Raw genomic sequence first — 12717 nt, forward strand, 5'->3', positions numbered from 1 at the left:
TTCAAAATGAGCAAGGAAATTTCCTCTTTTTATAGGAGTGTGGAGCATGCTCCTCTGGGGAGAGGTTCTTATAAATATCTGGTTATCTCCTTGGGAAGCAGTGCTTCTCATCCCTGAGGGAGAAGGAAATTTAGATACTAATTAATGCTCGCTTTTTGATGACTTTAGATTAGCTATTTAATCATATAAACGATAAATGCCAGTAAATCGCTCACAACCTTTCTGCTGGCTGCTGACAACTAAAATGGCTTTACTATAGTCAAACTCATAGCGGCAGTCATTTTCATTGTCGGTAATCTGATTTTTTGCCTCAGGTGTGGTATAAGCTAAAAAGGGAATGGTCTGCGTCTCGGCCCGGTTATTCGGATTGCGATATGCCAGGCCTTCAATCTTGATCCGGTCTTTGGTCAGTTGATGAATCTTGAGATGAACAGGCTGCTTGGCAATTTGCCCCTGTTCAAACTTGATATAATGCTGGGTTAAACTTTGATTCAGCGAAATATAGATATTTAAATCATCTAAACGCCATTCGAACTGCTGTTTAAAACAGTCTATGGTTTTGCATTGCTGCAAGCGGCTTACCCATAATTTTTGGGTATCTTGCAATAAGCGTACAGGTGCATCAGTAATCAGGAAAGCAGTAAAGTATTGGTCTGTAAGTTTTTCACGAGATTCGGCCAGTGCTGCTGAACAGAGTTTCTTCATGGCAGCCGTTTTTTTACTGTCGTTATTACAGTCTAGTGTAATCGCCGAACTGCCCGTAGAAATCATCCCCAGACCGAGCATCATTGCAATTATTTTCAACATTTTTATATCAGTTTTCAGTAGCATGATCGCTTATACTTTCACTGTGTTACGCTTGGTCTAACTATAGCGAAATAGAAAGCAAGTGTACAAGATTTCAATTGGCTATTTCTAAAGGATGTATAAGGTGATCGCACAAATTCGTATTGGCCAGGGGCTGGATGTGCATGCATTTGAAGAAGGTGATTTTGTCACTTTGGCAGGCATTCAAATTCCGCATACTCATGGTCTGAAAGCACATTCGGATGGTGATGTGGTGTTGCATGCACTCTGTGATGCTTTGTTGGGGGCCTTGGCGCTTGGAGATATTGGCCAGCATTTTCCGGATACAGATCCTGAGTTTAAAGGTGCAGATAGCCGGGTATTACTCAAACATGTTTATCAGTTGATTCTGGATCGTGGTTATCTTTTGAATAATGCCGATATTACCGTAGCCTGTGAACGTCCAAAACTGGCGAAACACAATCTGGCAATGCGTCAAAGTATCGCGGATGTCTTGGATGTCGATGTGACACAGATCAGTATTAAAGCCACCACTACTGAGCAGCTAGGCTTTACTGGTCGTCAGGAAGGAATTATGTCCACGGCAATCGTGCTGTTGAGCCATAGTAAATAAGCTCAAGTAAAATGATTCGGATTAATCAGGGAAAGTTCCAGTTCCTGTGTTGCTTTACGGCCTTGTAACTGTAGGGCAACCGCATGCATTAAACCGGTCCAGGTTTCATTAGGTTCCCAAATTTTATGCAAATGCTGTTGTGCGTGAGGCAGTTCAATATCCATATAGTATTGGCGATATAGATACATGAGACAACTGACATGGTAATTTTGCGAACAATGTACCCAGATCATTTGATCTTTTACCAGGTGATCGATCAGGTCTAGTACCAGCAGGCACTGATTGTCTGAAGGCGTTTCCCAGGAAAGTGGAACCTGAATATAGTTCAATCCCAGTTCAAGACAAATTTTATCTTCATGTGGTAGATGCTGCTGGCTATCGGTTAATGCTACGTTAATGACTGTAGACACGCCGTATTCTTTCATCAGCTGTAGCTGGGCAATGGTCGGCTGACCCGAACTAAACAGATGTTCATGTATGAACTGAAAATTCTCAATCTGGCTTAATGCCGTTTCAATGTCATTCATCAGATATAATTTCCTTGTTCTAGAAATGCAAACGCCATCTTGGCGATGGCGTTTGTCAGATCATTTAACGATTAGGTAAAATGTCTTTCAATGCCTCATGCATGTCGAGTAAAACTTTTTCAGTCGTTTCCCAGTCGATACAGCCATCAGTAACTGATTTTCCATATTCCAGATCACATAGATTGGCAGGAATATCCTGACGGCCACCTTTCAGGTGACTTTCTACCATAATACCAACAATTGACTTATTTCCATCAAGAATTTGTTCCGTAATATTTTTTAAGACGAGCGGTTGTAAGTACGGATCTTTGTTCGAGTTTGCATGACTGGCATCGATCATGATCTTGCCGCTGACCTTGGCTTTGGCCAGTGCAGCTTCTGCATCTGCGACCGAGCCTGCATCATAGTTCGGTTTGCCATTACCACCACGCAATACCACGTGCGCATATGGGTTACCAGAGGTACGAATGACAGCCACCTGACCCTGGTCATTCAGACCCAGGAAACTATGGCCGTGTTTCACCGACTGCATCGCATTGGTTGCGACAGTTAAACCGCCGTCAGTACCATTTTTAAAGCCGACCGGAGAAGAAAGGCCTGAAGACATTTCACGATGGGTCTGGCTTTCAGTCGTACGTGCACCAATCGCTGACCATGAAATCAAGTCTTGATAATACTGTGGAGAGTTTGGATCAAGTGCTTCAGTGGCACATGGCAAGCCCATTTCATTTAGTTCAAGTAACAGTTTGCGACCAATACGCAGACCTTTTTCAATATTGAATGAATCATTCATATCTGGATCATTGATCAGGCCTTTCCAGCCTATTGTGGTACGTGGTTTTTCAAAATAAACCCGCATCACAATATATAAGCTGTCTTTAACTTTTTCGCTCAGTACTTTTAAACGTTCTGCATATTCATGTGCAGCCGCCGGATCATGTATAGAGCAAGGGCCAATCACTACGAACAGGCGTTTGTCTTCGCCATCCAGGATTTTACGAATCGTTTCACGACCATGCAGTACGGTTTGATAAGCAGTTTCAGTCAACGGTAATTCTGCTTTAAGCTCGGCAGGGGTTACAAGAGGAATCATGCTGTGGATATTCACGTCATCAATATCTGATGCTGAAATAGGATTTGACTGTTGTGTATTCATTGCCGTCACTGGTTCGATCATACAAAAGGTTGTTTAATAGCCCGAATATAACATGAATGATGCGTCACTTTGTTATAAAAAAGATGAATATTTCTTTGAAAAAAAAGTGATGAATCGGATAGTTAAGTTAAACAGATTGTGAATTTTGGCTCATGATTATCATTGCTGTTTCAGCAGGTTGGGCCGGTTTTGATTTCACAGGATTAATCATGAAATTTACACCTAGGGCAAATAGGGTGATACCTAAAATTTTGCGGATCAGTTTTTCCGGCATACGTGAACTAAGCAAGGTCCCCACAATAATCGCCGGAATAGATCCCACCAATAACCACATGAGTAGCATGAAATCGACGTTGCCTGAAGACATATGACCCAGCCCTGCAACCAGGGTCAGTAACACTGCATGCACAACATCTGAGCCAATGATACGAATCATCGGTAGATTCGGGAACATCACTACAAGAGCCATGATACCAAATGCACCGGCCCCCACTGAAGAGAGCGTGACAAATATGCCTAAGATAATGCCCATAATGATAATGGCTACACGCTTATCTTTGGCTTGCAGTTTTATTTTTTCCAGATCCTGCGTCATGTCAGGCAGTTCTTGTTTTCTGTATTTATTGATAAGATTTTCGATCTGGGTGCGAAACAGAATAGATAAGCCGGTAATGGTCAGCATAAAGCCCAATACCATGGTCAGGACGGCCTTGTAATGCGTTGATTGGCTCAGATAGTTATCAAGAACCCAATGCGTTGCAAAAGAAGCGGGGATACTGCCGACAGCCAGCCAGATCACAATCGGCCAGACAATATTCATTTTCTTGGCATGCACAAACGAGCCACAGAATTTAGAAATCGCGGCATAAAGAAGATCAGTACCAATCGCGATATGTGGTTCAATCCGGAATAAACTGATGAGAATTGGCGTCATCAATGAACCACCACCTACACCGGTGACACCTACACAAAAACCTACCAGAACCCCTGCTAAAATAAATTCAATCGGACCAAACATGCATATATGCCAAAATCAAAAAACGAGCATATCTTATGACTTTTGGATATAAGTCGTTGTCTTGATTATTGATTTACTTATGCATAAAAAAGATAAAGCTAGGTGAAGAATATTAGGTGATCTTTCATGTTGATTCACCGGGTTGTGTATAAAGTGCGAATATGATGATTGATTTTAACTGCCCGATTTAACCCATTTCTGTCTAATTTAATGTACCTGTAAATGTCGATTTAATTCTTGTTATGCAAGCTCGATCATTGACTAAGTCATTCTAAACGGTGAGTTTCTTAAAATTAGAAGATGCTTAAGCTTATTCCGGAATAGCGACAGGATTATGTTAGAATCCCGATTCAATAAATTTCCATGCGGATCTGAGAGGAAACCCACTTGCTAAATCGAAAACTTAAAATTGGAATCGTGGTCGGTGAAGTTTCTGGAGATACGCTTGGCGCAAAATTGATTCGCCGTTTTCGTGAGCAAGGCATTGATGCTGAATTTGAAGGTATCGGTGGTCCGCAAATGATCGCGGAAGGTTTTAAAAGCTATTATCCGATGGATATTTTATCGGTGATGGGCATTGTCGAAGTTTTAAAAGATATTAAAAAACTTTTTGCTGTGCGGGATGGTCTGGTGGAAACCTGGACTAAAGACCCGGTCGATATTTTTATCGGGATTGATGCGCCTGATTTTAACCTGCGTTTGTCAAAAACTATTAAACAAAAACAGTTACCGATTAAAACGGTGCAATACGTCAGTCCTTCGGTCTGGGCATGGCGTCAGGGACGTGTGCATGGGATTAAAGCCAGTATTGATCTGGTACTGTGCTTATTTCCATTTGAAAAAGCCTTTTTCAAGCAATGGGATGTGCCAGCAGCTTTTGTTGGACATCCATTGGCCAGCCAGTTACCGCTTGAAAATCCAATTCTGGCGGCCAAGACAGAACTAGGTCTCGATCCACATCAGAAATATATTGCCTTATTGCCGGGCAGCCGTCGTGGTGAAATTGAACGTTTAGGGCCTTTGGTTCTGGATGCTGCCAATATTTTGCATCAGAAATATCCGGAATATACCTTTCTGATTCCTGCCATTAATGATGCACGCAAGCAGCAAATCGAAAGTTTACTGGTCACTTATTCTGAGAGCCTAAAGGCCCAGATGCGCCTGATGGAAAATACCAGCCCTGAGTCCAAAATTGGTCGTCAGGTCATGAATGCATCCAATATCATTGCATTGGCTTCCGGAACTGCAACGCTTGAAGCGATGTTGCTGCACCGTCCGATGGTGACTTTTTATAAACTGCACTGGCTGACTTATCAAATTGCCAAATTACTGGTAAAAATCCCTTATTTTTCATTGCCAAATATTATTGCCGGCAAAAAAGTGATTCAGGAATTGATTCAGTCCGATGCTACTCCGGAAAATCTGGCTGCTGAAATTGAAAAGTTAATGGATATTGAAGTGGCGCAGACTCAGGTCATGCAGCATATTACTATGCACAAGCAGCTGCTTTCTGGTAATAGTGAAGACCCGGTCAAAGCGGTACTCGCTTTAGTCCAGTAATTTTAGTCTGGTAATATAGACTGATTCTTCTGAGAATTCAGCCGGTATTGGGTCGGCGTCTGTTCAAACTGTTTTTTAAAACTTTGACTAAACGCCGTCTCGGATGAATAACCAACCAGATAAGCGATCTGCTGGATACCAAATCCACTATTTCTCAAATATTGCGCAGCCAGACGCAGACGGTGCTGTTGCAGATAGGCCAGTGGCGGTTCACCGACAATCTGGTTAAACAACTGGGCGAATTTGGAACGTGACATATGACACTGTTCGGCCAGACTTTCCACAGTCCAGGACTGTTCAGGTTTGCCATGAATCGCTGCCAGTGCATTGGATAATTCCGGATGCGAGAGAGCATTCAGCCAGCTCGAGGCATTTTCCAGGTTTAAAATATAATCACGCACGCATTCAATCAGTAGAATACTGACCAGATGATCCAGAATCTTGTCACGTCCCGGACGAAGTTGCTGGGTTTCCAGTGCCAGAAACTGCAAGCCGACCTGTAACCATTCCGGCGCCGTATCACCCAGAATATGTTGAATATGCAGGTATTTAGGTAAGGCACTCAAAAGAGGTTTGGCCATCTGGATATCCAGGCTGGAACGAATGGCGAGTATGAAACTATGCTCCGCCGAATTTTCCCGATTGAGATCGACACATTGCTGTGCATGGCTCTGAAAATAAGGATTAATCGCATGATGCTCAGAAAAATCGGCATTGTCTGGACAGGAAACATGATGGGCAGAACCTGCAGGTAATAGCACCAGATCACCTTGCTGCAGCTCCAGCCGATCACCATTCATGAACTTTAATTGGGCTTGTCCCTGTAACAGGATATAGGCTAGCATAAAAGGCTCATGCTGATAGTCAAAGCCGCCTGGATGAAATACATTCAGATAAAGATATTCTGATTTTTCCAGATGAATATCATCAAAAATTTTACTTAAAGCATCCATGCCTAACTCTATTCTTCTGTTTTATTTCATTTAATTGACTATAAATTTTTAACTTTGTGATTTTAGGCCAGAATTTGGCAGCATGTGCCAAAGACGCTGACATAGCTTTTCTGGACGTTGAATACTGTTCGCTGCTGCTGAAATATTCAACTATAAGTGCAGAGTAACATAAAAAAGGAAGGTCGCAATGAATGCCCCTGCACAAATCCAGAAAGCGCAGTTTACGCAGGAAGCGTCGGCACTAAAGGGTGTCAAGCTGGATAAAAAACGTTTTGGCTGGTTGCTCAGCCCAGGTCTGCCTGTGATCGGAATGGGAATTCTGGCTGGTTATCATTTTGGTCCCAAAGCCACTCAAAAAATCTTTGCGATGGGCGGGCCTTTATTACTGCATGTAATTATTCCCACTTTAGATGCCCTGATTGGCGATGATGCCAATAACCCAAATGATGCGCAGATCAAGGCACTGGTTAACGATCCTTATTATGACCGCATTGTAAAAGCATTTATTCCCTTGCAAATGGCAGCCAATGCCTTTGCCGGCTATGTCGTAAGCCGGCCAAATGTGTCTTTGCTGGATCAGATACTGCTGGGAGTTTCTATGGGTGCGATTAATGGGGTGGGCGTGAATACCGCACATGAACTCAGCCATCGTCCACAGAAAAAAGACCATTACTGGTCTCATGCCAGCCTGATGCCTTTGGGCTATAACCATTTCCGGATTGAACATCCTTATGGACACCATAAACGGGTGGCCACGCCTGAAGATCCGGCATCTTCGAAAATGGGTGAATCTTTTTACCGTTTCTGGCCACGTACCGTAATAGGCGGATTAAAATCTGCAATCCAGATTGAAAAAAGACGGCTCGAGCGTAAAGGACTGAAATTCTTTAGTCAGGAAAATGAACTGTTTCATGGTTGGGCCATGAGTGCTGGCTATCATGCCTTGATGCTGAAGGCGTATGGCAAGAAAATTATTCCTTATACACTGACACAGGCATTTTATGGCGTCAGCCTGTTTGAGATTGTGAATTATATCGAGCACTACGGACTAAAACGCGGACAGAAAGCGGATGGCAGTTATGAGCGAACCTTGCCGGAACATAGCTGGAACAACAACAATATCGTGACTAATCTGTTTTTGTACCAGTTACAGCGCCATTCTGACCATCATGCCTTTCCAGGCCGGCCATTTCAGGCGTTACGGCATTTTGATGAAGCGCCAGAATTACCGAGCGGTTATGCAACCATGTTAATTCCAGCCTTGATTCCACCTTTATGGTACAAAATCATGGATCAGCGGGTATATCAGCACTATCAGGGCGATTTAAGCAAGGCCAATATCTTGCCTTCCAAGCGTGCCAAGCTGTTTAAAAAATTTCGTGTAAAAGACTCTATAGCTTAATGAATTACAAAATAAAAATGCGCCGATAAAGGCGCATTTTTTGATGAATTCTGTCTAGAACCAGTCAGCTTGCATATTGAGGCAAGTATCATCCAGATTCATCAGTAATTTGGCGTGATGTTCAATTTCAGGGAGTTCCCAGCGAATAAAATATTGAGTTGCCTGAATTTTCCCTGCCAGAAAAGTCTGATCTTCTGTCTGCAAAGATGTGCCAAACTTGAGTTGAGCTTGATTCGCCATTTCCAGCCATAGCCAGGATAGGATGGTTTTTCCCATCATATCCAGATACAGTCCTGAATTGGCCAAAGCTTCACTGACTTTGCCTTGATGCAAGGCCTGGCCTAAAATCTGTGTAGTCTTTTGCACAGTGGCAAGGTGCTGTTTAAAGATATCTGCGAGTTCCACTAGCTTAGGTTCATGAATTTCTGACAAGGTCTTCTGGATGCGCTGCATGAGCAGATTGAGCCCTTTGCCATTATGCTGCCAGAGTTTACGTCCCAGCAGATCCAGAGATTGAATGCCGTAAGTTCCTTCATGAATCGGATTTAAACGGTTATCACGATAACATTGCTCCACCGGATATTCACGGGTATAACCCGCGCCGCCCAAGACCTGAATGGCCAGATCATTGGCTTTCGGACCATAGGCAGAAGGGAAAGATTTGACCACCGGGGTTATGAGATCAAGCAGAATTGCACTATCTTCATCTTGAGCTGCCTGATGTTCATCAATTAATCGGGCGGCAAATAAGCAAAGTGCCAGCGAACCTTCTACATACGACTTTTGCGCCAGCAGCATACGTTTGACATCTGTATGTTCAATGATATTCACTGGTTTCGAGTCAGGTGTTTTTTCATGAACTGGCCGGCCTTGCGGACGGTTTTTAGCATAATCCAGAGATTCCAGATAGCCACGATAACCAATCATGGCTGCGCCCAGACCGACACCCACACGTGCTTCATTCATCATCTTGAACATGTATTTTAAGCCATGACCGGGTTCACCAATTAAATAGCCTAAGCAATTATCATTTTCTCCAAAGCTTAAAACTGTGGATGTGGTACCTCGATAGCCCATTTTGTGCAGTAAGCCAGCCAGCTGTACATCATTGGCTTCACCGAGTGAACCATCTTCATGAGTTTTGAATTTTGGTACGATAAACAGGGAAATTCCTTTTACGCCTTGTGGTGCATCATGAATCCGCGCCAAGACCAGATGCACAATATTTTCGCTAATGTCCTGATCGCCCCCCGAAATAAACATTTTCTGGCCTTTAATTTTATAAATTCCATCTGCTTGAGGAATGGCTTTAGTGGTCAGATCGCCCAAAGAGGAACCTACATTCGGCTCGGTCATGGCCATGGTGCCGGCAAAGCGGCCACTCAGCATATGCGGTAGGAATATTTGCTTTTGTTCTGGGGAAGCAAAAGCCTGTATCAGGTTCGCCGCAGCGGCTGTTAGAAAAGAATAAGCCACGGTGGACGGATTGGCCGACATGAAATACGCATTACAAGCCATATTCACCAAAGTGGGCAGTTGCATGCCACCATCTGCATAATCATGCTGGGCGCAAAGCAGGCCGGCATCGGCAAACTGTTGCCAGGCTGTCTTCACTTCATCAATGGTTTTGACCTGTTTGCCATCAAAGTTCGGTTCATGCTGATCAGCTTTGGCATTATGCGGTGCAAAATAATCAGTCGCGATACCTTTTGCCGTTTCCAGAATACTGTCGAAAGTATTTTTGTCATGATCCTGATAGCGTTGCAGTTTAGTCAGCGCTTCAAGTTTGAATACGTCATAAAGCTGGAAATACAGATCTTTATCATTAATCAGTTGGGTCACGGTACTATCCTAAATGTGCAATCCTTGAGATAGCATCAAGACTAGCAGTTGCTTTTATTGAGGAGGATTGTCAATAATGACATGAATCGGGTGAAAAATGACAAATAGAAAAATATGCAAGATGTGGTGATTTTAGGCTTTGATGGCGCTCTGGCTTCGGCCATTACGGGTGTGGTCGATTTATTTGCCATGGCTGGCGTAAGCTGGAACCGGATCCAGCAGCAGGATGTAAAGCGCTTGTTTAAGGTGAGTATCGCCAGTCCGGATGGACACCCGATTCGGTGTATCAATGGGCTGCAGTTGCAGGCACATGTTTCTTATCAAGAGATTCAAACTGCTGATATTCTGGTGGTGCCGACTATTGCCGCACCGATTCAGGATGTATTGCAACAGAATCCAGAACTGATTCATTTTTTACAATCTGCACATGCAGATGCGACTTTAATTGCAGGAAACTGTACCGGGAATTTCTTTCTGGCAGAAGCAGGCATTTTAGATGACCGAGTTGCAACAACGCATTGGGGTTTTCAGGAAATGTTCCGTTCACGCTATCCAAAGGTGAAACTGAATGCCGATCTGATGATTAGCCGGGATCAGAATATCTATTGCGCGGGTGGAGGCCTGGCCTGGTTTGACCTGGGTTTGCATCTGATTGAGCGCTTGTATGGCTTTGAGGTGGCCATGCAATCGGCTAAATCTTTCGTAATTGATTACCGCAGAGATAGCCAGTTGTCTTATTCATTGCTGAATATTGGCCAGCCGCACCATGATGAACTGGTACAAAAAATCCAGAACTGGCTAGAGCAGCATTTTCATGAAGATTTTAGTTTGAACCAGCTGGCAGAGCAGTTTAATGTGACTGGCCGAACCCTGATTCGACGCTTTAAACAAGCCTTAGACATACCGCCCAATCAGTATCTACAAGCGATCCGAATTGAAGCTGCCCGTAAACGACTGGAAGAAACCGATCAAGCTGTGGATGTGATCATGCAAAATGTCGGCTATCAGGATCCAAGTTCATTCCGCCGTTTATTTCATAAAAAAACCGGTCTGACGCCGTTGGAATACCGGCGCCGGTTTAGCCGGCGCTTTTAAAAGTGTTTAATGAGAAGGCTGTACTTTTCCTGCTTTACGGCCATGCACAAGGTAATACCAGACCAGACAGCTCAGGGTGAGCAGTGCCAAGAATAGATAAAGCTGGCGATAACCAATCTGATCCAGCAGAATACCCAAGAAATAAGGGCCAAAACCAAGACCTGCATCCAGGGCAATAAAGAAGGTTGAGGTTGCGAGTCCCATACGCTGCAATGTCGTACTTTTCACCGCAATGGTTTGACACACCGACTGGATATTACCAAAACCAAAACCAAGCAAGGCAGCACTGGCAAGTAACATCACAGAGTTTTGCGCCTGACTGAGTAGCAATATCCCCAGTGCCATAATCACAATGGCAGGATAGATAATGATATTTTCGCCTTTACGATCCATGAGCGGGCCGGTAAAAGGACGCGAAAGCAAAATGGCAAAGGCATACATTAAGAAAAAGAATGATGCTGCTTCGACCAGATTAATGTCTTTGGCATAAAAATGAATAAAGGACAGTACACCTGAGTAAGAAGTAGCCACCAGCAGTACAATCAGTGCAATCGGTAGGGCATTCGGTTCAATATACTGAGCCAGTTTGCTGGTGCTTTGCGAGGTAGAATCTGCTGATGAATGACTTGCCTTAAGGCGTGGTGGCTGGATGAACAAGCCACAAATCAGGCAGCTGAGCGCAACGATACTGGTAAAGATGAAAATAACCTGATAATTAAAATTTGTCATCAGCCAGATTCCGACAAAGGGACCAATCGCTGTGCCAAGGGTGCTGCTCATGCTGTAATAGCCAATTCCTTCACCACGCCGGGTGGCAGGAATGGTCTGTGCAATCACTGTACCCAGTACAGTAGAAGCCATACCCATCATAAAACCGTGTATCAGCCGGATCCCTAATAAAACCTCCAGCTTGGCTGGAATCAAATACAGTCCGGAAAAAAGAAGGAAACCAGTCAAACCAATAACAAGAGTATTTTTCAAACCTAGACGATTCAGTAATTTTCCAATCAATAATCGTCCAAATAACGTACCCACAATAAACAGACCGGATACCAGACCGGCTTGAGCAGTCGACGCACCTAACTCAGCAACCGAGTAACCGACGATGACAATCACTAGCAAGTAAAACACCAGAACCAGTTGAAAATTTACCAGACTGATCAGGATAAAGTTGGGCGTCCATAAAGGCGCTTCTTGTTCTTGGCTCATCATGAATTTTCCTGAGAATTAGGTTGTAACTGCTGAATAAGTTGTACCAGGGTGGTTTTACTTTTTTGCAGATCATTTGCCTCAATCTGTTCAAGTAACTGATCTTCAAATGCATCAATCTGCTTGGAACACATGGCAAAGGTTTCTATGCCTTGTTCACTCAGTTTGAATAGTTTTTGACGCTTATCTTCAGTTTCGATCTGGGCGATCAGATCCAGCTCCACCAGTTGCTGAATCCGCTTGGTAATACCGGGCTTCGACACATTCAAATAGCTTGAAATATCAACCAATGTACATTGTTGGTGGGCTTGAATGATGTAAAGCACTTGCCATAGGGAGTAATTGAGCTGAGAGGATAATAAAATAGTATTGATCTCATCACTCATGAGTCGTGCGCACCGCAACAACAAGGAACGAAATCTGGAAGTCTGATAGAACATATAGTTAACCTGGGTAACTAATTTTTGCTTAATTTACGCCTGTTTTATCTAAAGCTCAAGGGGGGATTTTTAAAATGATTAAGCATGTTCTTTTT

12 protein-coding genes are annotated in these 12717 nt (G+C 43.5%); 4 read left to right on the forward strand and 8 right to left on the reverse strand.

Annotation, left to right across the window (positions count from 1 at the left end):
* Window positions 1–177: 177 nt before the first annotated feature.
* Entirely contained in the window at window positions 178–831 is a 654-nt protein-coding gene (locus tag H9629_RS13725) for an A1S_1983 family putative colistin resistance protein (protein WP_064095342.1), read from the reverse strand.
* Window positions 832–931: 100 nt separating this feature from the next.
* On the opposite strand from H9629_RS13725, the gene ispF reads away from it, so the two are divergent.
* Complete coding sequence (ispF, locus tag H9629_RS13730) at window positions 932–1420, forward strand: 2-C-methyl-D-erythritol 2,4-cyclodiphosphate synthase (protein WP_064095367.1); 489 nt, start codon at window positions 932–934, stop codon at window positions 1418–1420.
* A 2-nt stretch (window positions 1421–1422) separates the two neighbouring features.
* On the opposite strand, the gene H9629_RS13735 is transcribed toward ispF, so the two are convergent.
* The 3 genes from H9629_RS13735 to H9629_RS13745 all read right to left on the reverse strand — a co-directional run bounded on the left by H9629_RS13735 (window position 1423) and on the right by H9629_RS13745 (window position 4121).
* On the reverse strand, window positions 1423–1947 hold the full coding sequence (locus H9629_RS13735; protein ID WP_064095343.1) for a protein tyrosine phosphatase family protein: 525 nt from the start codon (window positions 1945–1947) through the stop codon (window positions 1423–1425).
* Window positions 1948–2011: 64 nt separating this feature from the next.
* Window positions 2012–3103, reverse strand: a complete 1092-nt coding sequence (locus H9629_RS13740; protein WP_191731298.1) for a 3-deoxy-7-phosphoheptulonate synthase — start codon at window positions 3101–3103, stop codon at window positions 2012–2014.
* A gap of 127 nt (window positions 3104–3230) precedes the next feature.
* Complete coding sequence (locus H9629_RS13745; RefSeq protein ID WP_064095344.1) at window positions 3231–4121, reverse strand: sulfite exporter TauE/SafE family protein; 891 nt, start codon at window positions 4119–4121, stop codon at window positions 3231–3233.
* A 387-nt stretch (window positions 4122–4508) separates the two neighbouring features.
* Between H9629_RS13745 and lpxB the strand changes: the two genes are divergently transcribed.
* On the forward strand, window positions 4509–5681 hold the full coding sequence (gene lpxB, locus H9629_RS13750) for a lipid-A-disaccharide synthase (RefSeq protein WP_184413635.1): 1173 nt from the start codon (window positions 4509–4511) through the stop codon (window positions 5679–5681).
* 2 nt (window positions 5682–5683) lie between these two features.
* Here the strand turns inward: lpxB and H9629_RS13755 are convergent, their stop codons facing one another.
* Window positions 5684–6634, reverse strand: coding sequence for an AraC family transcriptional regulator (locus H9629_RS13755; RefSeq protein ID WP_184413633.1), 951 nt, complete (start codon window positions 6632–6634; stop codon window positions 5684–5686).
* Between the two features lie 187 nt (window positions 6635–6821).
* On the opposite strand from H9629_RS13755, the gene H9629_RS13760 reads away from it, so the two are divergent.
* Window positions 6822–8036, forward strand: coding sequence for an alkane 1-monooxygenase (locus tag H9629_RS13760; RefSeq protein ID WP_191731299.1), 1215 nt, complete (start codon window positions 6822–6824; stop codon window positions 8034–8036).
* 54 nt (window positions 8037–8090) lie between these two features.
* Here the strand turns inward: H9629_RS13760 and H9629_RS13765 are convergent, their stop codons facing one another.
* Window positions 8091–9878, reverse strand: coding sequence for an acyl-CoA dehydrogenase (locus H9629_RS13765; protein ID WP_191731300.1), 1788 nt, complete (start codon window positions 9876–9878; stop codon window positions 8091–8093).
* 114 nt (window positions 9879–9992) lie between these two features.
* Between H9629_RS13765 and H9629_RS13770 the strand changes: the two genes are divergently transcribed.
* Window positions 9993–10973, forward strand: a complete 981-nt coding sequence (locus H9629_RS13770) for a GlxA family transcriptional regulator (protein ID WP_191731301.1) — start codon at window positions 9993–9995, stop codon at window positions 10971–10973.
* A gap of 6 nt (window positions 10974–10979) precedes the next feature.
* On the opposite strand, the gene H9629_RS13775 is transcribed toward H9629_RS13770, so the two are convergent.
* Both H9629_RS13775 and H9629_RS13780 read right to left on the reverse strand, forming a co-directional pair.
* Window positions 10980–12182 carry an MFS transporter gene (locus tag H9629_RS13775; RefSeq protein ID WP_064102960.1) on the reverse strand — a complete coding sequence of 401 codons (1203 nt, stop codon included), beginning with the start codon at window positions 12180–12182 and terminating at the stop codon, window positions 10980–10982.
* Window positions 12182–12622: a MarR family winged helix-turn-helix transcriptional regulator gene (locus H9629_RS13780; RefSeq protein WP_064095350.1), complete on the reverse strand. Its 441-nt coding sequence runs from the start codon at window positions 12620–12622 to the stop codon at window positions 12182–12184. Before H9629_RS13780 ends, H9629_RS13775 begins: the two co-directional genes overlap by 1 nt.
* Window positions 12623–12717: the final 95 nt, after the last annotated feature.

Origin of the sequence: Acinetobacter pecorum (assembly GCF_014837015.1) — a bacterium.
Lineage (GTDB): Bacteria > Pseudomonadota > Gammaproteobacteria > Pseudomonadales > Moraxellaceae > Acinetobacter > Acinetobacter pecorum.